At 38.4% G+C, this 22,518-nt stretch carries 20 protein-coding genes and 1 tRNA gene; 10 read left to right on the forward strand and 11 right to left on the reverse strand.

Going from position 1 to position 22,518, the window contains the following annotated elements; all coding sequences use genetic code 11:
* Positions 1–34: 34 nt before the first annotated feature.
* Both L0657_RS06065 and L0657_RS06070 read left to right on the forward strand, forming a co-directional pair.
* Positions 35–211, forward strand: coding sequence for a hypothetical protein (locus tag L0657_RS06065; protein ID WP_235149523.1), 177 nt, complete (start codon positions 35–37; stop codon positions 209–211).
* 170 nt (positions 212–381) lie between these two features.
* Positions 382–458: transfer RNA gene (locus tag L0657_RS06070), tRNA-Ala, on the forward strand.
* Between the two features lie 114 nt (positions 459–572).
* On the opposite strand, the gene L0657_RS06075 is transcribed toward L0657_RS06070, so the two are convergent.
* On the reverse strand, positions 573–2,402 hold the full coding sequence (locus tag L0657_RS06075; protein WP_235149524.1) for a glycosyltransferase family 39 protein: 1,830 nt from the start codon (positions 2,400–2,402) through the stop codon (positions 573–575).
* A 1,015-nt stretch (positions 2,403–3,417) separates the two neighbouring features.
* Here L0657_RS06075 and L0657_RS06080 point away from each other — a divergent pair.
* Both L0657_RS06080 and L0657_RS06085 read left to right on the forward strand, forming a co-directional pair.
* Positions 3,418–4,776: a TlpA disulfide reductase family protein gene (locus L0657_RS06080; protein WP_235149525.1), complete on the forward strand. Its 1,359-nt coding sequence runs from the start codon at positions 3,418–3,420 to the stop codon at positions 4,774–4,776.
* Positions 4,777–5,030: 254 nt separating this feature from the next.
* The gene (locus tag L0657_RS06085; protein WP_235149526.1) at positions 5,031–5,468 is read left to right on the forward strand and encodes a carboxypeptidase-like regulatory domain-containing protein; all 438 of its coding nucleotides are present in this window, start codon (positions 5,031–5,033) and stop codon (positions 5,466–5,468) included.
* Between the two features lie 127 nt (positions 5,469–5,595).
* On the opposite strand, the gene L0657_RS06090 is transcribed toward L0657_RS06085, so the two are convergent.
* Positions 5,596–6,024, reverse strand: a complete 429-nt coding sequence (locus L0657_RS06090; protein ID WP_235149527.1) for a hypothetical protein — start codon at positions 6,022–6,024, stop codon at positions 5,596–5,598.
* A gap of 449 nt (positions 6,025–6,473) precedes the next feature.
* On the opposite strand from L0657_RS06090, the gene L0657_RS06095 reads away from it, so the two are divergent.
* A complete protein-coding gene (locus L0657_RS06095) occupies positions 6,474–8,897 on the forward strand; it encodes an ABC transporter permease (protein ID WP_235149528.1) in 2,424 nt (807 codons plus the stop codon).
* Positions 8,898–9,031: 134 nt separating this feature from the next.
* Here the strand turns inward: L0657_RS06095 and L0657_RS06100 are convergent, their stop codons facing one another.
* On the reverse strand, positions 9,032–9,403 hold the full coding sequence (locus tag L0657_RS06100; protein WP_235149529.1) for a helix-turn-helix domain-containing protein: 372 nt from the start codon (positions 9,401–9,403) through the stop codon (positions 9,032–9,034).
* 124 nt (positions 9,404–9,527) lie between these two features.
* On the opposite strand from L0657_RS06100, the gene L0657_RS06105 reads away from it, so the two are divergent.
* Positions 9,528–9,959 (forward strand): nuclear transport factor 2 family protein, encoded by a 432-nt coding sequence (locus tag L0657_RS06105; RefSeq protein ID WP_235149530.1) that lies wholly within the window; start codon positions 9,528–9,530, stop codon positions 9,957–9,959.
* A 193-nt stretch (positions 9,960–10,152) separates the two neighbouring features.
* On the opposite strand, the gene L0657_RS06110 is transcribed toward L0657_RS06105, so the two are convergent.
* The 3 genes from L0657_RS06110 to L0657_RS06120 form a co-directional block, all read right to left on the reverse strand.
* Positions 10,153–10,599 carry a hypothetical protein gene (locus L0657_RS06110; protein ID WP_235149531.1) on the reverse strand — a complete coding sequence of 149 codons (447 nt, stop codon included), beginning with the start codon at positions 10,597–10,599 and terminating at the stop codon, positions 10,153–10,155.
* A 90-nt stretch (positions 10,600–10,689) separates the two neighbouring features.
* The gene (locus tag L0657_RS06115; protein ID WP_235149532.1) at positions 10,690–11,331 is read right to left on the reverse strand and encodes a DoxX family membrane protein; all 642 of its coding nucleotides are present in this window, start codon (positions 11,329–11,331) and stop codon (positions 10,690–10,692) included.
* A 179-nt stretch (positions 11,332–11,510) separates the two neighbouring features.
* The gene (locus tag L0657_RS06120; protein WP_235149533.1) at positions 11,511–11,849 is read right to left on the reverse strand and encodes a hypothetical protein; all 339 of its coding nucleotides are present in this window, start codon (positions 11,847–11,849) and stop codon (positions 11,511–11,513) included.
* A gap of 370 nt (positions 11,850–12,219) precedes the next feature.
* Here L0657_RS06120 and L0657_RS06125 point away from each other — a divergent pair, with 370 nt between their 5' ends.
* The 3 genes from L0657_RS06125 (at position 12,220) to L0657_RS06135 (ending at position 15,321) form a co-directional block, all read left to right on the forward strand.
* On the forward strand, positions 12,220–13,053 hold the full coding sequence (locus tag L0657_RS06125) for a PAS domain S-box protein (protein WP_235149534.1): 834 nt from the start codon (positions 12,220–12,222) through the stop codon (positions 13,051–13,053).
* Positions 13,054–13,109: 56 nt separating this feature from the next.
* Positions 13,110–13,559 carry a hypothetical protein gene (locus L0657_RS06130; protein ID WP_235149535.1) on the forward strand — a complete coding sequence of 150 codons (450 nt, stop codon included), beginning with the start codon at positions 13,110–13,112 and terminating at the stop codon, positions 13,557–13,559.
* Positions 13,560–13,818: 259 nt separating this feature from the next.
* Positions 13,819–15,321 (forward strand): choice-of-anchor I family protein, encoded by a 1,503-nt coding sequence (locus L0657_RS06135; protein ID WP_235149536.1) that lies wholly within the window; start codon positions 13,819–13,821, stop codon positions 15,319–15,321.
* 94 nt (positions 15,322–15,415) lie between these two features.
* Here the strand turns inward: L0657_RS06135 and L0657_RS06140 are convergent, their stop codons facing one another.
* From L0657_RS06140 to L0657_RS06155, 4 genes are all read right to left on the reverse strand, one after another.
* On the reverse strand, positions 15,416–16,141 hold the full coding sequence (locus tag L0657_RS06140; RefSeq protein WP_235149537.1) for an SDR family oxidoreductase: 726 nt from the start codon (positions 16,139–16,141) through the stop codon (positions 15,416–15,418).
* 118 nt (positions 16,142–16,259) lie between these two features.
* Complete coding sequence (locus L0657_RS06145) at positions 16,260–16,706, reverse strand: nuclear transport factor 2 family protein (RefSeq protein ID WP_235149538.1); 447 nt, start codon at positions 16,704–16,706, stop codon at positions 16,260–16,262.
* A gap of 9 nt (positions 16,707–16,715) precedes the next feature.
* Positions 16,716–17,621, reverse strand: a complete 906-nt coding sequence (locus L0657_RS06150; RefSeq protein WP_235149539.1) for an AraC family transcriptional regulator — start codon at positions 17,619–17,621, stop codon at positions 16,716–16,718.
* Positions 17,622–17,684: 63 nt separating this feature from the next.
* The gene (locus L0657_RS06155; RefSeq protein ID WP_310588262.1) at positions 17,685–18,725 is read right to left on the reverse strand and encodes an aldo/keto reductase; all 1,041 of its coding nucleotides are present in this window, start codon (positions 18,723–18,725) and stop codon (positions 17,685–17,687) included.
* 390 nt (positions 18,726–19,115) lie between these two features.
* Here L0657_RS06155 and L0657_RS06160 point away from each other — a divergent pair, with 390 nt between their 5' ends.
* A complete protein-coding gene (locus L0657_RS06160; RefSeq protein WP_235149540.1) occupies positions 19,116–21,533 on the forward strand; it encodes an ABC transporter permease in 2,418 nt (805 codons plus the stop codon).
* Positions 21,534–21,690: 157 nt separating this feature from the next.
* On the opposite strand, the gene L0657_RS06165 is transcribed toward L0657_RS06160, so the two are convergent.
* Positions 21,691–22,470, reverse strand: coding sequence for a DJ-1/PfpI family protein (locus L0657_RS06165; RefSeq protein WP_235149541.1), 780 nt, complete (start codon positions 22,468–22,470; stop codon positions 21,691–21,693).
* Between the last annotated feature and the right edge of the window lie 48 nt (positions 22,471–22,518).

Here is a 22,518-nt window from a genome sequence, read left to right on the forward strand (position 1 = left end):
AGTGGCAAATGAATCAACCTAAATTATTATACGCATGAAAGCTTACATCAACTTCCTCATCGTCTTTTTCCTAATGATTGGCCTAACCAGCTGCGAACTTGCCGGTGGCATTTTTAAAGGCGGTATGTGGACAGGAGCAATACTTGTCATTGCGGTGATCGGATTAGTTATCTGGTTATTTACTAAAATGCTCGGCGGAAATAAAAGCTAGAAGAGATAAAAGATAGATATAGGGATAAAGCTGAGTCATAACGGCCGCTTTATCCTTTTTTAATTTACTGGCTGTAAGTTTGTTACTCTTTAATTGAATTAATATAATTGAAAAATGCAGTCATTACTTGGTTATCCGGATTCTCTCCTACATCTTTGCACTCCAAACAAGGGGGATTAGCTCATTTGGCTAGAGCGCTTCGCTGGCAGTGAAGAGGTGATCGGTTCGAATCCGATATTCTCCACCAATAGAATTCAGAAATTAATAGAGGCCTGCAAATCATGATTTGCAGGCCTCTTGTTTTGGATGAAACTTGAAAAATATCTGTTTCTAGTTATACAGGCATGAAACAAACCTGACCTTAATTACTAATAAAAAATTTGTCACCGGATGCTACCTTTAACTTAGCTAAGTAAAAGGATTTCGAATGGTATACTGTGTCAATTAATCTCTTCGCGTAACAAGAGGAGAGAAGTTTCGGATTATCGCCTAGTACGTAGCTATAATTAAATTCCTTTTTCGCGTTTTCAAGCTGTGCATACCTTGGCCGATAACCAATATACTTCATCTGGCCAAAATTTGCCTTTGCCGGTTGAGCAACTGCCCAGTAGTGGTAAAACCCGTTACCTTTTTCGAAAAGTATACCTACGTTTCCCTTTACATTTTCAAGAATGGGAATGATCTCCTTAAAATTTTCATAATCACCTGGATGACTAAGGAAATACATCTTCTCCTTACTTAGCTCAAAAACAGTTTCATACTTTTCATCGTTGTAGTATCCCAGAGAATCCAATGTTTTGAAAATAGCTTGTCGATCGTTTTCTTTCGGATTTGTTTTTAAAACAAAACAATTACTCTCATTGGCATTTGTTTCGTAAAAACTGCCTAATCTTAATTTTACACCTTGTTCCTGCTGTTCATTTTCAGGGCAAATTGCGACTGGAATATAATTAAGAAACTTCTTTGAATAGTATTTCAAAGGAAGCAGAGGCTTGCTGGGATTGCCCATAACATAGCCGAGCGATGCAATGATCAAGAAGACAGAAAGATAAACGGTGTTGCTTTTAAGCAAACGCTCAAATAAAATTCCTGATACAACACATCCCATTGCAAAAAATGGCATATGTGTTCTGGTGCTCCAAAGTTGAAAAACCATCATCGTACAAAAAATAACGAAGCCAATAAAGGCACAAAATGCAAGCCATTTTAAACGGGTTGCTCTGCTTGCGAAGAAAAGGGCTATAAATGAAGTGGTCAATATTATAAAATGGATGTTATTGGGTACCATATCTTCATGTACATCGAATCGTACGGTAAAAATGTCCATGCCGTACCGCTGATCGTTGACATTGAAACCAATAATTCCATGCGCTGTGGTAATCAACTTTTCAAGATATACGTTGTAATTATTGAAAGGAAGTCCGAGATGCAGGCTCAGGTTTTTAATAATCCCGGAAATGGTGGCAAGCAATGAAAAGTCTTCAACCGATAACTTTTCCACTTCCAGGCCATAACCTTCAACAGGGCTTAATACGTTGCCGAAAAACTGGTAATTTCTACTCATAAATGGTAAAAAAACCAATGTTAATATGAGCGTAAATAAGCCCAGTATTTTGATTGTTTGAGTAAACCCTAGTTTTCTAAAAAAGGTGATTCCAAAATAAATTGAAAACGGTAAAGCATACATCAATATAGTATACTTTGAAAATGCCCCGAAAGCCAGGGACAGAGCCATTGCAACCAGTGTTTCTGCGCGGGGGAACTCTATCGCATCATGGCCAAAGTAAATAAATGAAATAAAGAAAAAGCACGCTACATAATCTACCTGAACAGTGGTGCTTTCTAAAATACCAATAGGTAAAGTTAATAACAAAATGGCGCATAGCGTTTGTGCACGTGTAGATGCACCAAGTTTTTTGGCCAAAAGGGATACTCCAAAAATACTTCCTATTGAGGCAAAAAACTGAACAAAACCCGCGAACCCGTCGGATCCGGCTAATAAAAATGTGTGCATCACCAGATACTCTCCAAAGATATTATGATAGAGTTGCTGGATATGGCGGGTAGGGAAGTGGTCTACATTGCCATTTCCCAGCCACTCGATGATCCGGCTTAAATGATAACTGTGCGCATCGAAATTATTGGGAGGAACGATTGCAATAAGTAGCACCAACGGTACGACGTATAACACGGTACCAAGGTAAATAGGTATCCGTTGAACTAGTGACTTTTTTAACGATATCGAATGTAGGACATCAGTTAAAGCGTCTTTCCGAAAGTATCCATTTTTGTATGAGAAAAAGCAAAACAACAACTCGGCAAACACCATTGTTGTCCAGAAAATAGTGGCATTGCGTGGTGAAAGGCCATCGAATAAAGAGGATATTTCATTAAATAGAAATATCAATGATGATTGAACAAGCAGTGATAGCAAGAATGATCTTCGGAACGATCTATCTGTGTTAGAGAAGCGGTTCGGAATCTCTACAGCAAGAAAAATCAGAACAATAAGAAATATTGAAACGGGAATCAAAAAAACCAACATAAAATAACGGCAAAATAAATTCTGTATTAACTAATTATCCTATTCTCAAAGAATTAAATTGACAGGTATTTTGCCGTTTCTGTTTGCTGGTGAAGTCGTAAATAAATGGATTTGATAGGCGTAGATTTGTTTTCATAACATTGATATGAGGTGGTGGTGGTTATTTTGTAACCGGTAAATGTATTAATAAATGTTCCTTAAAAACAAATAGCCTGTGAGCCGGAAGCCTAAATCCGGCCGTTCAGATCATTTTCAGAGAGTAATAATCTTTCTGGATATAAAAAAATGTCATTTTTAATAACAAAACGAAGACGTTGGTTTTTTCAGGGAGGTACGCCAGCTAAGCAAAAAAATAGAAAAATTGACTAATTTTTTGGCTAACTATTTCAAATACAATTCATTCGCTTTTTGAAACGTTTGTTATAGTTTAGATTCGAGAATAATCAAATTACCGTTAACTAAGTAACCACCAAAATGTTTGAAAATCCTGGGTTATCTTAATCGAATCTGCCGATATTTTATTGAACACGTGTATGATATTATCGGTTACTTATTAATACTAGGCTATATTAACTGTTTAAATTTTTATTGTTTCAAAGCTCAAATAGTGTATGAGTATTTGATTGTAATCAATGGCTTTAATTACAAAAAACAGCTTTCGATGAAGAAATTTGTCAGATTGATACCTGTCCTATATTTGTGTATCCTGTCTTGCACAACAAATAGTAATGAAAGGGACGAGAAATTAATTAATCTTCCCATCACATATATCGAAGGATTTGGATCTTTTCCAGCAAATTATGCTGCTGCTGTTGCCGAGTATACGTTGGACGATCCGGGTGGAGAAGCTTGGGTAAAGACTTATAAAACTGTATCCGGAATACCAAAACTTTGGAAGAATGTAAAGAAGTGTATGGTACAAACCGATATCCGTCAGTTTGTGTATCAGAATTTTAATGAGGGAAACATTGACACCAGTTCATACATTTCTTTGCAAAAAAATTGGGAATGGAAACCAGATGAAAAACGGTTATCAAGGCTTCCTATCAGATGTTACATATATCTGATTCACGGCACAGATCAATTGGGAAAACTCAGTTTAATGATTGATACGAATAATAATCTTGATTTTACTGACGAAAAGCCTTTTTATCCTGAGATCGCCAGTCCAAACGACACCCTGCGGTATTATAAAAAAAGTTATGAAATTGAGTACGATAAAATACGAGATGGCCGTGTAGTCACTTCTCACATTCCTATGGTTATCAAATACCTGCCGCATCAACCAAAGAAATATCAAATTGCGTATGCATTTCCCAGGTACGCAAGTTCAGTGATAAAAATTGGAGATGAAGAAAAAACAATAGCACTTAACATAGGATTTACAGATCCTTCCGGCTATGACGTATCTGAGATTACCCCGATGGATAGCCTAAGAAAGGATAGAGGTTTTATCTTTAACAATGGAATTCAAATCGGTGAATTTCTTGATCTTAAGATTAACGGCAGCAAGAAAAGATTTCGAAATTTGGGGTACGATGAATACCATGGCGTTTTACGATTAAAAGGAGAAACAGTAGATAATGTCTATTCCACGCAAATAGGTTATAAAATTAAGCCTTTTACCGCAAAGGATTTTTCAGATGGACGCGCCGTTTCATTGCAAGATTACAAGGGAAAATATTTGTTCATTGATTTCTGGGCTACATGGTGCCAGCCATGCGTAGAGGAACTTCCGGAGCTAACGAAGTTATACGGGAATGTTAATAAAGACAGCATTGGCTTTGTAGGAATTGTCGGTGGAGACAGCAAACAAAGGCTGACGAAATTTTTACAAAAACATCCAATCGCATGGCCTCAGATTTATTCTGATAGTATAAATAAGCTAATTGAAACCTACAACATAGGCGGATATCCTTCTAATTTTCTTGTTTCATCCGATGGTACTATTCTGGACAAAAATATTCGGGGGAGCAAATTGCAAGCCAAACTAAGCAAACTGGGACTTTTGAAAGAATAGTGAATGGTCATGTAATAGTTGTTTATGAAAAATCGTATTTGGCTGAGACAAATCCTGTGGCCAATTCAAATCTGTAAAAAATCCTGTAAAATTGTGATTGTCAAGTTTTATCTAAATGTTCTGAAAGGAAGCTAAACAAAAAACTATCCATGATCTTGGTGAAGGTGTTTGGACACGAGATTCAACAGACATTCAGGCTTAAAATTTTTTATATTTATGATTATGGCATACTTTTCTAATACCTTCTCCTAAAAATGACAGAGCTATTTTTGACCAAGAAAAGTACTTTAAGTTGCTTACTTTCTTCATTTTTCTTCATAAATATACTTGCAGTGACAAGTGCTTGTAAGGATCAACAGTATCGGACTTCATCCGTTTATGGTCATATAAGTGATGAAGATGGAAATCCCGTAGATAGTATTGTAGTCACTTTACATGCATCGGAATTTATAAGGGAAAAGGAACTCGGTTCTGTGTTGTCAGACGAAAACGGTGATTATGAAATTACTGCTGATGTCCCCAACGGATATTCATACTTAAGTGTGAACAGTCCATTTGTAAAAAATCCAAAGTTTGTAGCCTTTTATCAGGGATTTAGCGCGATATACAAAAATGACGTTCAAACCAGTAATTGCTGTAATGCCACAGTTGGAGAAAGAACGAAGTACGACTTTAAGCTAATGCCCAAATAGAGTTTTGTAAACCAGTCGTCTTTCATAGAACTGTGGAAAATAATTGATTATTGCAGAGTTAGCTATGTTTGAGACAAAACCTTTGTTTGTAGAAGAATGTAGGAATATGTAAGTGAATTTCAAGTATTTATTGAAATTCGTGCGCCGGCGCGGGGTAAGTCTTCGCCCTTACCGCCAGGTAATCTAACATCTTCTGAAAATCCGTATTGGGAGAGATTGTGTCAGCCATCTGATGTAGTTCAGTTGTAGTCATAGCAACACCTATATCGTACCCACTTGTCATTTCTTGTCCGAAATATAACGCACCAGGATTTTGATAAAACATGAAGAACATACATTGGCCATCTGAAAGAACTTGTATGTCGTTATGTTTTCTTTGAAACCAGCTATCCTTAACCAATGCACTAAGTGCTTTTAAACCTTGCCCCGCGGCTCCTTTACAATTTTTTACGCGCAAGGTTTTTATATGGCTTGTATCAACAAGGTGCCAAAGGAAAGTAGCGAAAATAAATATGAAAAACCCGAGAATGAAACCTTTCAAGACATTCAAAATCATATGCTTTTTGTTTCCCGATGTAATTGATTATTATGCCCTGGTGAATAAACAAGGTAGCCGCAAAATATGTTTTAGAGGGACATATTTCTAAATATACGAAGAACACTCTTTGTAGCTATAAAAGAGCTTATTAAAACGATCGCTTATTTTAAAGTTCCTGTGTCTGACTTGGATTTAGCAAAATAGCATATTGATTTTTTTGAGTACTACGATCCCGAATGACAAAACGAAGGATATCAGTCGAAGAAGTTACTTGTTTTGAAATTCTGCAATTGTCACGCGATATCATCGCTTAGACTGAAATGATACAGATTTTAACTTAAAATCGAAAATGATTTTGACTAATATAACTTATTTATTAGTTTCAAAACTAATAAATAAGTTATATATTTAGCCCGTAGTTATGACAAAAATCGACGTCATTGTCTGAACCTAAATTTTCGTTGGCTATGATAAGGAATTACTTGAAAGTTGCCTGGCGTAGCATGTTGAAAAATAAAGCAGTTTCAATAATCATGATTTTTGGACTTGCCACTAGTATATCTGCTTTCCTGTTAATTATTCGGTACGTATTCTCTGAGTTTAGCTATGACGAATTTCATACCAATTCCCGCAATATCTATCGAATTCGGCTTGATGATTATAAGCAGGGCGTTCTGACGAATAGCAGCGTAATCAGCTACTATGCCGAAGCACCTGCCATAATGCAAACCTTTCCCGAAGTGGAGAATTTCGTGCGGCTGCACCGGGCAGATGGTATGATCAGTTACCGGAAACCTATGGGCGAAATGGTCAGCTATCATGAAAAAAATGCATTTTATGCCGACTCTTCTTTATTCAATGTGTTTTCATTCCCTTTGCTTAAAGGTGATGTCAATCAGGTGTTACGTCGTCCTGAGTCGGTTATGATTTCAGAAATGATGGCGAAAAAATATTTTGGTCAGGGAAATCCGATTGGAAAAACACTCCATTTAAGTTCAGATTGGCAGGGTGGTGACTACATAGTGGAAGGCATATTTGCTGATATTCCGGCAAATAGCCATTTGCATTTCGATTTTGTTTTTTCTATCCAAAACCTGCTCAAAAATCAACAGTTCGTCACCGGAGGCTGGTACTGGACTAATTTCTATACATATCTGCTTTTGAGACCGGGCACCGCGCCAAAAGCGTTAGAAGGACGACTGTCCGGTATTATCGAAAGGCATATTGGCAAGCAACTGAAGAAATACAAGATCAGACAAACATTTGTTTTACAACCCCTTAATATGATCCACCTCCATTCCCAAACGGCTTCAGAAGTTGAAGCAAACGGAAAAATTGTTATTGTTTATTTACTTATCCTTGTTGCGTTTCTTATTCTGGCTATTGGCTGGCTAAATTATATCAACTTATCCACGGCGCGAGGTATTGAACGAGCAAAAGAGGTAGGACTCCGCAAAGCGCTGGGATCTGATAAATCACAATTGATACAACAGTTTTTTGTCGAAGCATTGGGTATTAATCTTTTATCAGTACTGATTGGCATAGGTCTTTTTTTATTGACTCAGATCATCCTTAACGATTGGATTTGGGACACCGACGGTTTTTCAATGGTTCAAAAACCTATATTTTGGATCGTGTCCTTAATAGTAATTTGTATGGGTTTCTTTCTTTCCGGATTTTATCCCGCATTTATACTTTCTTCATTTAAACCAATTATAATTTTAAAAGGGTATTTGCCGAAACAAGCCGGCGGAGAATCGTTCCGTAAGCCCTTGGTGGTGTTTCAATTTGCTGTTTCGATTTTCTTGATCATTGCCACACTTGTCATTAATGAGCAGCTCAAATTCATGCAGACGCACGATTTAGGGATGAATATTGACCAGAAGCTCATCATTAAAGCTCCAAAAGTATTACGAACGGATAGCTTTACGAATGACGTTCGGTTTTTTAAAAATCGGATTTTAGGACATACAGGTGTACAGCAGGTGACGACTTCCTCGGAAGTTCCAGGCCAGGAAATTTTCTGGACGGACGAATGGCAACGGTTCCACGAGGCTGTCGCTGATTATAAATTGTGCAGTATGTTGGCTGTTGACGAAGATTTTATTCCAACCTATAAAATTAAGTTGCTGGCTGGAAGAAATTTCAATAAAGACTTAATTCTTGATAACGAATCGGTTATAATCAACGAAAGTGCGTTGAAGGCTTTTGGGTTCGCAACCGCTGAGGAGGCACTAAATCAGGAAATTGGCAACGTAATACCCAAAAAAATTGTCGGCGTCGTTAATGACTTCCATCAGCAATCTCTGAAAACGGCAAGTCGTCCAATTATTTTTCAGCATATACCCTGGAATAGTAGCTTTCTGACGATTTCACTCCGGGGCAACAATATCAGGGAATCACTAAGTTTGCTGCAAAAATCTTACGAGGAAGCATTTCCTGACAATGCTTTTGAGTTCTTTTTCTTAGATGATCATTTTCAACAACAATACAAATCAGACGAACGGATAGCTTCCCTGTTCAGCTGGTTTGCAGTTGTCGCCATTAGTATTGCATGCTTAGGTCTTTTGGGTCTGGCTATGTTCACGACTAAAAATCGAACAAAGGAGATTGGTATTCGAAAAGTGCTCGGAGCCAGCGTTGGTGGAGTTGTCATATTACTATGCAGAGATTTCCTTAGGCCAGTGGGTCTGGCTATAATCCTGGCTTCCCCTATTGCCTGGTACGCCATGACCTGGTGGTTAGAGGACTATGCTTATAAAACTGATATCAAGTGGTGGACATTTGCGGTAGCCGGTGGGCGCGCTTTGGGAATTGCCTTGATTACTGTAAGTTTTCAAAGTATCAGAGCTGCATTGATGAATCCAGTCAAAAGCTTACATAGCGAATAAGTTTTGGTTTTCCGTATGTTGCGCCAAATTGGAACGGATTATATCCTGAACGGTAGAAAATTAGCATCCTGCTACTACATTTTTTAATATCAAGAATATAGCTTATTTATGGTACTGCATACCATCATTACGCATCAAGACACAGTTTTATGAATTACTTTTTCACGATGCTGCTTTCCCCAGGCATGCATCGCGATAATCATGTCAGAAAGAGTTTCACTATAAGGAGTGAGTTCATACTCAACGGTGATAGGTCTAGTATCTTGTACCGTCCGGGTAACCAGATCATGCATTTCCAAATCTTTTAATTCCTTAGATAATACTCTTGGCGAGATGCCCGCTTCTCTTGAAAGTTCCCGGAATTTTAACTTGCCACCTCTTAAAATGGAGATCAATACAAGCTTCCATTTTCCGCCAACCACGTCCAGGGTGTCCTGGAGAGTGAGTTGTGCTACTTTACATTCCTGATTAGTTGCAGGTGTTAAACAATGAGTTTTTGTCGCCATAATATCCTTTTGGTTACCGGTATCCTATGAGTAACGAACAACAAAGCTTAGTTACAACCCTTGTAGTTTTGCACAGTTACAAAACTTAAAACTGTCAAAAAAAATTTAACGTTCATTCAAACTCATGACATCAACCATGCCCAATGATAATACGGCTCTTGCCGAACGCTTATTTAAAACCCACCTTGCAATGTTTACCAGCTCTGGGATGACTCAGGCGGATTATGGCAGCCTTTTTACAGAAGACGCTGTACAGGAATACCCATATGCGCCTGCCCCATTTTCCAAGTTGTTGCAGGGAAGAGATGTTATTGCTGCCTACATAACAAATGTGATCCACAGCGCCACTCAATGGAACTTCACTGACTTAACCTTTTCAGCGACTTCCAATCCAGATATAGTCTTTGTAGAATTTAAAGGAAGTGCACTGGTGACTGCAACAGGCAAAATATATTGTCAGATTTATATAGGTCGTATCACCTTAGAAGGAGAGCAAATAAAACACTATCGTGAATATTGGAATCCAAGTTGGATTTTAGATGCCTTCGTCGCCTGATTCCTGTTAATATTAAAAAGGCGGCTGATATCCGCCGAAACCGGCACGGCCTCCGTGCACGGTTTTCTTTGCATTTACCAGATTCAATCACAATGTACTTTTTACATTACTGATCGAATTTATGATTATTGATCAGAATTCTGGTTTTCATAGGGGCCTGTTTCCAATAACAGACTATCTTACAAGACAGGAATTATTTAATCAGATAGGTACCATTTGCCAGCCTTGAAACGTCTTGTCCGTTTTGGGTAACCTTGGAAACATTCGCCCAGCCATTGCATTTTCCGTTATTGATAAAAGTTTCCAACTTGATCTTTGTCAATACTTTGCCATTTAATTCGAGAGAAAATTCCGTGTCATTCAATCTACGGGAGTCTTGAATCAGCATCGAAGAAAAAAATACGTCACCCTCGATATCAAGATCTTCTACATATTTCTGTTGGTTATTTTCAAGATATGACACCTTTATCCTTGCAGCACTGTCCAAATCAGCTGGGTAAGTAAGCGTTCCATCCATTATTTGAAGTGCAATTTTCGGAGGCGGAGCCTGGCAATCCGGACTACCAATACAGCCGAAAAAGATGACGGGAAATAGAATCAGGCAGGAAAATAAAGTACTTCGGAGCAATGATAGCTTCATAATGTAGATATAATTTATTTATCCTTGGACACATCATTGAGCTGTAACGTTGCAATCACCATTCCAAAACCAAATTATAAGCAGCATTCTTTAATTTCTTTTTAGTTTAGCAACATACATTTTATAATAAATCAGACCTATGAGCCCGCTGACCAAACATAAGGCGCTCCACAGCAAGAAGTTCTCTCGGTTACCAAAAGAAATGGATATTATGAAAATTACTAAGCCGAGGGATTCCCAAATGACCGGCACACCAAGTTGGTCGGATGGCGCCATGACGACTGTTTCTATGTTTCTATTGGGATAAAAAAGTATTCTTAGGCGAGCATAATCCCACAATAACAACCATAAATTACCAAGCAGAATCAACCCGGTAACTATGGGAGTGCCTCGAAAATCCATTGAAACAGTTATAAAAAAAATATTTAAACTTATAGGAAGTGAAAGAATGGCACCTAATGTACTCCATCTCTGAGTAACTAGCAGCAATCCGGCCAGGACTTGTCCAAAGCCAATAAAACGCCACCAAAGACCAGTTCTAAAAAGAGTTTCAAAAAAGACATCTATTACCATCCCCTCGGTAGGAATCTGCATAGATCCTGCTGGAATAAATCTTTCTCCAATTAATTTCCCTAACCCGGAAAATATAAACGCTCCACCAATTAAATATCGTAGATAAATAGTGAAAATCTGAAATGTCTCCTTGTCTTTTAAGCGCTGTAAAGTAATCATTTTGATGAATTGAGTTACAGAATAAAATAGAGTATGATAATACAACTTTTTTTCTTTTGAATAGACTTACTGGCTTGTTTTGACAAACTCTGATTACTTATTCTCCAAAAAGAAAAACATTCCCTGAGATTCTCAAGGAATGTTTGAAACTACTTCCACAAATTGGTCCGACAGAATTTTCAGTCAGCGAATGCCAGTTCTGATTTTACTTTTTCGTAGAGAGAGGTAATGCGGTATACCATGTTAAGACAATCCTGTTGAGACATCTGATCTATCGTATTGATAAATGCATTAGCCTTCATTTGCCTGTTGTCATCAAAAGCCGGCCCTTGTTGCTTCAATTCTGACACGATATTTTCCCACTCAGGGTTTAAAGTATCAGAAAAATAATGGCCACCGATAACATTAAAATAACCTGCTTGTTGCTTCAAAATTTCCTTTGAAACTGTCGCATTGATGTTAAGGTTTGATACAAGTTTGGACAGTTCGACGTAGACAAAAATATTGGTCTTAGACATAGTAAATTTTAGGTAGAGGGGGGATAATAAGTTTATTTAAATGATGGCTTCTCAGCCATTCCGTTTAAACGTTAAATTTTTTCAGATCACTCATATTTCAGATTATCCTTTTTAATGCATGTTTAAGGACTGAATTGTTGTATTATGGTGATATCTAACCCTTGATAATACTGACCAGATATTTAATTTACTTTCGGTTATTAATTCACAAAAGTGATGCATTTAAAATGAACAAACCTGCCAGTTTACTTAACAAACCTGCCAACTTTCATGGCTGAATTTGTGATATGGCTCAAAGTTGTCATGCGAAAATTTCGAAATAGAGTTTCTTAAGGTAACTTTGGTTATCTAACCCTTCACTAGAAATTATATGGATCTTAATTTGTCGGATACAACCTTCGACCTTGAATATTTTTATGAATTATCGCCGGATTTGTTATGCGTTGCTGGTTATGATGGTTATTTCAAAAAAATAAACCCCGCGGTTTCCAAAACTTTGGGGTATACCAATGAAGAATTAATGTCAAGGCCAATAAACTCCTTTGTGCATCCGGACGATCGGACTATTACCCAGGACAAGAGAGAAAGCATCAAAAGAAATAACCCGCTTCTCAACTTTGAAAATAGATATTTGACGAAAAATAACGAAGTGGTATGGCTTTCGTGGACCTCTATGCCGATTGAAAGAGATCAGGTGGTATTTGCAATCGCTAAAAATATAACCTACCATAAAAAGTTAAACGAATTCAGGCGAATTTCTGACAGTTTGGGCTTATCGGTTGAGAGAAAGGAAATTATAAATGACGATCAGGCGATAATACAAAAGGAGGTAACTGCCAAGGATAATTTCTCCGGCATGTTATTGGCCAGTGAACCTTCTCCCGCGGATCTGATCTGGTTGCAGGAATTTGAAAACATTGTCAGAACATACATTGGAAAAGTTGACCTCAGCCTTAATCTGATTTGTAATGAACTGGGTGTCAGTGAGCGGGCATTATTCAGGCGCGTTAACAGAACAGTAGGGATTACGCCTAGCCGGCTCGTAAGAATTATAAGTTTACAAGTTGCCTTAGAGGCTATCAGAACAGGCAAATATCGAACAGTTTCAGAGATATCTGCCTTGGCGGGGTTTAATACACCTTCTTATTTTAGTAAAATTTTCGAAAAAATATATGGAATCGAATTATCGAAAATACTTAAATGACAGATTTATAGGTAACTAATTTACTATTATGTTCCATTCGCCTTCCCGGTAACACCATGTTTGATTTAATTAAAACGATTTATTTGCTTCTCTTTTTAGTGTTTACCAGCTGCGGACCGAATTATGATACAAAGTATTACAAAACGATTTCCCTGGATAAGCAAGATACCGCCTCACTGAAACTGATAATATCAGAACGGGGCTTTTACGGCAACTATCAAATTAAATACAAGGACAGAACAATTGATGATGGTACAATCGTAGGAAATATAATGGGCGATACATTGTTAGGGAAATATAGCTATCTATCGCGAGGCAACGCCAGATTAGTTGCACCTATTGCTTTCTTAAAAGTCGGTGAAAAATTAAAATTGGGTACTGGCATCGCGGGAACCTACATGGGTTTTCATGTTTATTCACGAGGAAGCATATCCTTTAATGACTCTTTATTCCAATTTAAACCTATCGAATATGAGGAATTTACGTCGATCGATCAGAGGCGTTAATTAGTTTAACGAGTTTATCATTGAAAATTAGGCATAAAAATTGAATCCGATATTCTCCACAGACGTGCTATCGGGGTTAAAAAAGCTGCCGGTGCTGGCTTTTCTCGTATTTTTCCATACAAATTATTTAATCATAAACTGGTTCGATTAACTGATATGAAGAGAATTACATCTACGTTAAAAAATTGTTAAGCTTTTATAAATCAACAGGATCAAGTTGTTCGCGATGTAGTTTTGCAGATTAACTACTCACAACATTATGTTTCAAAAAACTACAATCCCAGCGTGCTCGCTCTTGGTATTAATGGCCATAGGATGCACAGATCACTCTATTGAACAGCCCGGTTCTGAAAATCCTGCATCTTTTGGTGAGGTAGCTCAGATTGATCTGGGTGGGACGGCTGCCTCTGAAATCTCGGCATACGATCCGACAACGAAGAAACTTTTTACAGTCAACAACGAAGCGACCGCAATTGTGGACGTGCTTGATCTTTCTTCGTTTCCAACCATTAAAAAATTACCGTCTATCAACGTTTCTGCCCTTGGCGGCGTTGCAAATAGCGTTGCGGTTTCGGACGGAAAACTAGCCATTGCGCTTGAAGCGACTAACAAACAGCAAAATGGAAGTGTTATCGTCATTAATACAATCAGCCTTGCCCAAATCAAACAAGTTACAGTTGGTGCTTTACCTGATATGGTTACGTTTAGCCCTGATGGAAAGTATATCGTGACTGCCAATGAGGGTGAGCCTAATGCTGACTATACGGTTGATCCGGAAGGCTCTGTTTCAATCATCAACGTACAGGATAATTATAGCGTTAAAACACTCACTTTCGGTGGATTCGAAAGTTCTCTTACGCAGTTGGCCGCAAGTGGCTTTCGTATCTACGGTCCAAAAGCAACTTTCGCTCAGGATATTGAACCAGAATATGTTGCCATTTCAGAAAATTCTAAAAAGGCGTTTGTGACCTTGCAGGAAAATAACGGAATTGCAGAAGTTGATTTGGAAAGTGGCGTGATTCTGAAAATAAATCCGCTTGGAACAAAGGATTATAGCCTGGCGGCGAATGCGATTGATCCAAGCGACCGCGATAACAAAGTTGCTCTGGGACAGTGGCCTGTAAAATCATTTTTTCTGCCAGATGCGATCTCATATTTTTCTGTAAACGGAGCCGGATATTTGATTACTGCCAACGAAGGTGATGCCCGTGAATATTCATCTTTTGATGAGCAGGCGCGTGTAAGCTCTCTGAAACTAGACGCAACTGCATTTCCTAATGCCACTTCGCTTAAATTACCCGAAAATATTGGTCGTCTTCGTGTGACCAGCACTTTGGGTGATACGGACAAAGATGGTGACTATGACGTTTTGTACGGATTCGGCAGCCGCGGTTTCAGTATCTATAATGCAGCAACTGGTCAGTCGGTTTACGAATCAGGAAAAGGTTTGGAAGAGGAAGTGATCAAGGCAAATATATATGACGATGATCGCTCAGACGATAAAGGTGTAGAGCCAGAAGGTGTTACTGTTGGCTGGATGAATAATAAACCGGTTGCATTTGTAGCACTTGAACGTGTTGATGCCATCGCCGTATATGACGTAAGTAATCCTATGGCACCAAAGTTTCTTCAGATCATCAAAACCGGAGACGCGCCAGAAGGAATTTTGTTCATTGCCGCGGATAAAAGTCCAAATGGAAAAGCTTTACTTGTTTCTTCAAATGAAGGAGATGGAACAGTTAAATTTTATCAAACCAATTAATAACTACCGGTTTGATTATTTGGTATAGTGAAAAGAGAAATGCTTGTCACGGCTTTTTAGAGCCAGGCAAGCATTTCTCTTTTTTTGAAAGGAATTAATTTGAATTCATTCTTGCAAATACATTCTTTAAATCTTGCGAACCGGCGTTGGCCATTTGTTCGCTGAATCCAAAGGTCAGTTCATTTTTTTCCTCTTTCAATTGCTGAAAAACTGCATTTATAAAATCACTCACCGGAGGCGCAGTGTCGTGTAATCCTTTTCCTCCCAAATCCGTATTTAAAGCTGGCGGAATCATTTCGATCACCTCAATATTTTTTCCCTTTAGCTCTTGTCGGAGTGATAAAGTGAAAGAATGGAAAAAGGCTTTTGTAGCTGAATAAACGGGCACTTTTGTAAGCGGAACAAAGGCGAGGCCGGACGTTACGTTAATGATCGTATCCAGCGAATAAAGCTTGATAAACAAAGAAGTCAGGTGAAGCGGTGCCTGGATATTGGTATCAATCTCGCTTTTTGCCTTTTCAAAAAAGTCCGTGTCTGAAACAGACATCCACTGCTGGATACCTGCGTTGTTAATCAGCACATTCAAATCACTATGATTTTCCGAGATCCAGTCAAACAATTCCTGCCGTTCAGATTCTTCCGATAAGTCGCAAACTTTTGTGATGACGGAAGGATATTTTTGAGCTACTTCCTGTAAGACGGACTCACGTCTACCGCAGATAATAACCGTATTATTTTCAAGGAGAAATCGCTCCGTAAGTCCCAAACCGATTCCACTCGCCCCGCCGGTTATTAAAATTTTATTACCAGATAATTTCATAATAGTTTGTTTGAAGTTTAGACAACAAAGATGAAACTAATCCGACTTTTACTCGGCTGCATTTTAAAATATAAATTTGAAGTGCAACAGCCCTGTCAGCGATAGTGGTTTTTGCTCACTACAATTTAGCCTGGTCTATTGCTTTGTATATTTTCCAATCACCGTCAATTTTTTTCCAAATGTTAATATACTTTGCGGAGTTTTGAGTACCAGTTTTTGATGTCGAAGTGAAAATGCCGACTTCCATTGCAACATTTTCAGCTAACAACTCAACCGTTGTTGGTGTACTTTTTAGGTCAATGCCCGTTGATGCAACTTTTTCGTAAAATGGTTTCAATGCATTAATTCCAACCACTTCTTTTCCGTTTTGCAGAAATAAGACAGCATCTTTTGCGTGCATTTCCAGCACGAAACCAGGATCGCCATTTTTTATCGTTGTACGCATTTTCTCATACTTTTTAATAATGATTTGTTTTATATCTTCATTAGCGTTTGAACTTTCATATCTGCTAAACGATAGAAAAAATGTGCAAATCAGAACTGATAATACTATTGATTTCATCATATCCAGAATTTAATTAAATGAATTTCTGTACTCAATCGGTGTCAGATTGGTTTTACTTTTGAATAGTTTGCTAAAAGATTGTGAATACTCAAAACCCAACTGGTAAGCGATTTCACTTACCGTCAGATTAGTATTCGTTAAAATTTCTTTTGCCCTTTCAATCAATTTATTGTGTATGTGTTGCTGGGTATTTTGCCCTGTCAAACTACGCAACATATCGCTTAAATACGCTGATGAAACATAGAGTTCAGTCGCTAATTTTTCTACTGTTGGTACTGGTAAATCTGAATCGTCAGTAAAATATTCGGCTAATTTTTTTTCAAAGTTTGTAAGTAAATCGTTGGTTGCCATTTTTCTCGTAATGAATTGCCTGCTGTAAAAACGATTGCAATAACTTAAAAGCAATTCAAGGTTGGAGACGATTACATCCTGACTGAAATGATCTAATCTGGCGTTTATTTCTTTTTCTATATTATGAACAATTGCTTCAACTGTTTTTTCTTCTTCGTCTGAAAGATGTAATGCTTCGTTTACTTCGTAAGAAAAATATCCATAGTTTTTAATTGCTTTTCCTAATGGATATTGCCTGATTAAATCGGGGTGAAACAATAATGACCAACCATCATTGTTTCTATCTTCATCACTATCGACGCTAATTATTTGATTCGGGGCTATAAATGACATTGTACCATCATCAAAATCATAATGGTTTTTACCATATTTTAATTTCCCTTTAAAACTTCTTTTGATTGATATATTGTAAAAATCTAAAAGTAATTTTTGATGGGTAGGTTGACCATTATTCTTAATTTGGGAATGGTCAATAAGCGTTATTATCGGGTTTAATGGACTTGGTAACCCCATAAAAGCATGTAGCTCTTTTATGGAATCTATCTTTTTTATGTTTTGATCCATGTTTTTCATAAGCTGAAAATAAGCAGGCAGCTGTGATTTACTACCTGCTTATTATTTTTGAAATTAAGCATTTTGAAAATCAACTCCTGCACTTCTGTCCATCGTCATTATTTCTAAAACATTTCCAGGATATTCAACCGGGAGTTTGCTTACTTCATTCAACTGATTTAATTCCTCTGTTGTAAATGCAATATCAACAGATTTTAAGTTGTCTTGAAGCTGCTGTATTTTGGTAGCACCAATAATAAGACTGCTTACCACCGGCTGATGTAATAACCAGGCCAAAGCTAGCTGAGCAATAGAAACTTGCTTTTGTTCTGCCATTGGTGTAAGTACATCTAAAACATCATAAGCTCTTTCTTCGTGAAAAGGTGGAAACGGAAAAGCATTTAATCTGCCTTCTCCCTTTTGGCCATCTCTCTTATACTTGCCTGTAAGCAACCCACCACTTAGCGGACTCCAAACCATCATTCCTACTTTTTGGTCTTGCAGCATTGGTACAATTTCACGTTCTGCGTCTCTTACGTCCAATGAGTAATTGACTTGTAAAGAGGCAAATCTGTCTAAATGGTTGTATTGCGAATAAGCTAGTCCCTTCATCAATTGCCAGGCAGAAATATTGCTTGCACCAAAATACCTGATTTTCCCGCTTCTTACTAAATCGTCCAATGTTTTGATGGTTTCTTCAATGGGAGTTAATGGGTCGGCTGTGTGAATTTGGTAGAGGTCGATATAGTCTGTACCAAGCCTTTTCAAACTGCCTTCAACTTGTTGAATGATATGTTTTTTTGAAAGCCCCAAATCATTTTGTCCTTTACCCATAGTGCCTCTCACTTTGGTAGCCAAAACCAAGTCGTCCCTGTTGATAGAAAGATTTTTGATTGCTTGCCCGATCATTACTTCGGAAAGTCCTTCGGAATAAATGTTTGCCGTGTCAATGAAATTTACTCCTGCTTCAGTTACCGTTTTAATTTGTTCATCAACTGTATTTTGATCCAGATTGCCCATGTAGCCAAAGAACCCTTTTCCACCATAATTCATTGTTCCCAAACACAGCGTTGATACTTTCAATCCTGTATTTCCTAATATTTTGTACTTCATCATTTTTAATTTGATTGTGAAGTACAAAGGTGATCAGTTAATAAAATTGGCTTGTGTCCAAAATGTAGTTGTTTGTGTTCAAAATGAGGTTTGATGTTGTTTTTAGATCTATTTCGATTACCTAATTGATACAGATTTATGGAGGTTAGAAATTGGAAATTGGTACAAAACTCCTATAAAGAAATTGACCGTTTTCGGATTATACTGTTCACTTTCGGACATTTTTATTTTAACTAAACCCTCAATACTGCGTTTCAGAACAGATTGAAGATATTGGTATGAATGTTTTATACAAGGAACTATGTTATGCAATGTACCGGAATTATATTGTTACTTAACATACAATCTGTTAGCCATGAAACAAAATTTTAGTCGAATTCAAAATTACTTGCAATGATCAGGAACTACCTTAAAATCGCCTGGCGAAATCTTTTACGTAACCGAATTTTTTCTGCCATTAATATCGTCGGACTGGCTATCGGGCTGGCTTCGTGTATGCTGATCAGTTTGTATGTACTCGATGAATTAAGCTATGACCGTTTCAATGAAAAGGCGGATCAGATTGTCCGCGTCGTTTTCAAGGGAACAATGAACGGTGGCAAGATAAACGAGTCGCATGTCATGCCACCGACCGCGGGAGTTTTAAAAGCTGATTATCCCGAGGTAATAGAAGCCACGCGTCTTCGGCAGGCTGGCCGCCCGAAAGTGCTGATTGGAGACAAGCAGTATTCCGATGAAAATATGGCTTTTGTAGATGCTAACTTTTTTAAAGTTTTTACTTTACCCTTTACAAAAGGAAACGAAAAAAATGCGTTAACAGAACCAAATACGATTGTAATCACAGAAAACACGGCTGCTAAATATTTTGGAAACCAGGATCCGATTGGCAAGGTTTTGAACTTCAAGGGATCAGATATTCCCTACAAGGTAACGGGGGTAATTCAGGACGTTCCGGTTAATTCACACTTCCGGTATGAGCTTTTTGGTGCACTTAGCGGATTGGAAGAATCTCGATCTGATTCGTGGATGGTATCAGAATTTTTTACTTATCTTCTTTTGCAGAAGGGATATGACTATAAAAATCTGGAAGTTAAGTTGCCGCAGACCGTCGAAAAATACATGGGCCCACAGCTAAAAAAGGCGATGGGGATTTCCTTGACAGAATTTCGCAAGTCGGGCAATGACATAGGGCTTTATCTTCAGCCTTTGACTGATATCCATTTGTATGGCGACGCGGTTTATGATTTGAGTAACAGCGGTGATATCAAATACGTCTATATTTTTGGAGCAGTTGCAGTCATTATGCTCATCATTGCTTGCATCAATTTTATGAATTTATCAACAGCCGGCTCTTCTAAAAGGGCAAGAGAAGTGGGTGTGAGAAAAGTAATGGGCTCAGAAAAAAAGGAACTGGTTTTACAGTTTTTGCTTGAATCGGTTTTACTGACTTCTATTTCTCTGGTATTGGCGATCATTTTCGGTTTACTAGCACTGCCGCTTTTCAATGATTTGTCAGGCAAAGATTTGTCATTACAGCTTAAAGCGTTACCGCAGCTTATTCCTTACCTTTTGCTTTTTGGCTTGGCCATCGGACTTTTGGCAGGCAGTTATCCGGCATTTTTTCTCTCGTCCTTCAAACCAATTTCTGTTCTGAAAGGCAGATTCAACTTTGATAAAAAAAGTATCAGCTTGCGAAGCAGCCTGGTGGTCGTGCAGTTTTTTATTTCCATCACTTTGATGATCGGCACGACAGTGGTTTATCAGCAGCTCAAATACATCCAGAATAAAAAACTTGGTTACAACAAAGATCAGGTATTGGTTTTGGATACCTGGTCGCTGGGGAAAAATCAGGAGGCTTTTCATAATGAGCTTTTACGTGACCCAAATGTGGTCAGCGTGAGCGCTTCCGGCTTTCTTCCAGCCGGTCCGTCTAACAATAACAACTACATGGTTTTCCCTGACGGAAATAATACCACGCTGGTAAAAACGCTGCGTTATGAAGTTGATTACAATTACATTCCAACACTGGATATGGAAATGGCCTATGGACGTAATTTCTCGAAAGATTTTGGGAATGATTCTTCGGGCGTGATCATCAATGAAACTGCTGCCAACATGTTAGGTTGGAAGAATAATGCACTGGATCATTCTATCAGCAGGGCTAACAACCAAGGGACGGTTTCAACTTTTCGAGTTATCGGAGTCGTGAAAGATTTTCATTTCCAGTCACTTCGCGAGCGTATTACACCACTGGTTATGACACTCAGCGGAGGAGCGGGTACAATGATTGTTAAACTCAAAACGAAGGATGTGAAGGAGGTGCTCTCGAAAATGAAAATAACCTGGGATGGCTTCAAGCCGGAAAATCCTTTTGAATATACTTTTCTTGATGAGAGGTTTAATAACACTTATAAAGCAGAACAAAAGACCGGACAAATTCTAGGCGTATTTGCTGGGTTAACGATCTTAGTCGCCTGTCTTGGATTATTCGGGCTGGCCACTTTTACGGCCGAGCAACGCACAAGAGAAATAGGGGTACGCAAGGTTTTGGGCGCGTCTGTTTCTGGTATTGTGATGCTTCTGTCCAAAGATTTTATAAAACTGGTATGCATCGCCATCGTTGTCGCGATGCCGGTTGCCTGGTATGGTATGAACAAATGGTTGCAGGAGTTTGAGTACCGGATCGAGATTTCATGGTGGATGCTTTCCGTTGCAGGTATTCTCTCCATTGCCGTCGCTCTGTTTACCGTTTCTTTTCAGTCGGTAAAGGCGGCTTTGATGGATCCTGTAAAAAGTCTTCGGTCTGAATAGGTTAGAGGCTGTTCAGGATTTTGAATATTCTTTTTTATTAAATTTGTTTGCTAATATCTATAAATTAAATATTTAGCAAACAAATTTAGTGAAATAGTTGTCGGAGAGAATTGCAATAATGAAAAACCGAAAATTATATCAAATTTCTCTCGTCTAATTAATCTACCAACCCATTCAATTTTGCGAACGGATCGTGGTGCGGATCAGTATTCCATTCATATTCAGCACCATTAGCCACTTTCATTGCCGTTTCTCTTCCGAATAATTTATCAATCAATGCGAGCGCCATATCTGTTCCGGCAGAAATTCCGGAAGATGTAAAATATTTTCCATCCTCAACCCAGCGCGCCTGGGCAACCCACTTTACTTTTTCTCCCTGACTTGTTGCCCACTTGTATGATCTCTTATTTGTCGTGGCTTTTAGTCCATCGATCAACCCTGTTTTCGCAAGCACTGCGGAACCTGTGCAAATGGAGGCGACGTGTGGTGTAGCCTCAGCCATTGATTTGAATGAGGCAAGAAATGGAGCATTGTTAACCTCCCGGCGCGTGCCCATTCCTCCCGGTATCATCACAATATCCAGTTTTGGCGCATTATCAAAAGTGTAATCCACGGCCACAGCCGGTCCTGCGCTGCTTTTGATATTCCCGGCTTTTTCTCCGATCATGTAAATCGTCACTTTATCTTTCAGTGCGCCAAACATTTCCAGCGGCCCGAACGTATCAAGCAACTGGAATCCTTCAAAAACGACCATGCCAAGAATCATTTTTTTTTCGTCTGCCGACGAGTTGTTTTGTGAAGTTTTGGTCTCTGCCATACCGGTTAAGGGTAAAATTGATAATGCGGTCAGAGCTGTTCCAGTCGCCGCAGCGGACATAAAAGTGCGCCTTGACAAAAGCCTGGACTTGTCATTTTCTTGTGTAAAAAGGATTTTCATAGGAGTGATTGTTTGTGTATCTCTTCAATTTAACAAACAAAATCGGTT

This window comes from Dyadobacter sp. CY345 (assembly GCF_021502725.1).
GTDB lineage: Bacteria > Bacteroidota > Bacteroidia > Cytophagales > Spirosomataceae > Dyadobacter.

What these genes read in the sequence shown, in the direction of transcription:
- L0657_RS06065 (WP_235149523.1), top strand. Translation starts at nt 35, where the DNA reads ATGAAAGCTTACATCAACTTCCTCATCGTCTTTTTCCTAATGATTGGC.
- L0657_RS06080 (WP_235149525.1), top strand. Translation starts at nt 3,418, where the DNA reads ATGAAGAAATTTGTCAGATTGATACCTGTCCTATATTTGTGTATCCTG.
- L0657_RS06085 (WP_235149526.1), top strand. Translation starts at nt 5,031, where the DNA reads ATGACAGAGCTATTTTTGACCAAGAAAAGTACTTTAAGTTGCTTACTT.
- L0657_RS06090 (WP_235149527.1), bottom strand. Translation starts at nt 6,024, where the DNA reads ATGATTTTGAATGTCTTGAAAGGTTTCATTCTCGGGTTTTTCATATTT.
- L0657_RS06095 (WP_235149528.1), top strand. Translation starts at nt 6,474, where the DNA reads ATGATAAGGAATTACTTGAAAGTTGCCTGGCGTAGCATGTTGAAAAAT.
- L0657_RS06100 (WP_235149529.1), bottom strand. Translation starts at nt 9,403, where the DNA reads ATGGCGACAAAAACTCATTGTTTAACACCTGCAACTAATCAGGAATGT.
- L0657_RS06105 (WP_235149530.1), top strand. Translation starts at nt 9,528, where the DNA reads ATGACATCAACCATGCCCAATGATAATACGGCTCTTGCCGAACGCTTA.
- L0657_RS06110 (WP_235149531.1), bottom strand. Translation starts at nt 10,599, where the DNA reads ATGAAGCTATCATTGCTCCGAAGTACTTTATTTTCCTGCCTGATTCTA.
- L0657_RS06115 (WP_235149532.1), bottom strand. Translation starts at nt 11,331, where the DNA reads ATGATTACTTTACAGCGCTTAAAAGACAAGGAGACATTTCAGATTTTC.
- L0657_RS06120 (WP_235149533.1), bottom strand. Translation starts at nt 11,849, where the DNA reads ATGTCTAAGACCAATATTTTTGTCTACGTCGAACTGTCCAAACTTGTA.
- L0657_RS06125 (WP_235149534.1), top strand. Translation starts at nt 12,220, where the DNA reads ATGGATCTTAATTTGTCGGATACAACCTTCGACCTTGAATATTTTTAT.
- L0657_RS06130 (WP_235149535.1), top strand. Translation starts at nt 13,110, where the DNA reads ATGTTTGATTTAATTAAAACGATTTATTTGCTTCTCTTTTTAGTGTTT.
- L0657_RS06135 (WP_235149536.1), top strand. Translation starts at nt 13,819, where the DNA reads ATGTTTCAAAAAACTACAATCCCAGCGTGCTCGCTCTTGGTATTAATG.
- L0657_RS06140 (WP_235149537.1), bottom strand. Translation starts at nt 16,141, where the DNA reads ATGAAATTATCTGGTAATAAAATTTTAATAACCGGCGGGGCGAGTGGA.
- L0657_RS06145 (WP_235149538.1), bottom strand. Translation starts at nt 16,706, where the DNA reads ATGATGAAATCAATAGTATTATCAGTTCTGATTTGCACATTTTTTCTA.
- L0657_RS06150 (WP_235149539.1), bottom strand. Translation starts at nt 17,621, where the DNA reads ATGGATCAAAACATAAAAAAGATAGATTCCATAAAAGAGCTACATGCT.
- L0657_RS06155 (WP_310588262.1), bottom strand. Translation starts at nt 18,725, where the DNA reads ATGATGAAGTACAAAATATTAGGAAATACAGGATTGAAAGTATCAACG.
- L0657_RS06160 (WP_235149540.1), top strand. Translation starts at nt 19,116, where the DNA reads ATGATCAGGAACTACCTTAAAATCGCCTGGCGAAATCTTTTACGTAAC.
- L0657_RS06165 (WP_235149541.1), bottom strand. Translation starts at nt 22,470, where the DNA reads ATGAAAATCCTTTTTACACAAGAAAATGACAAGTCCAGGCTTTTGTCA.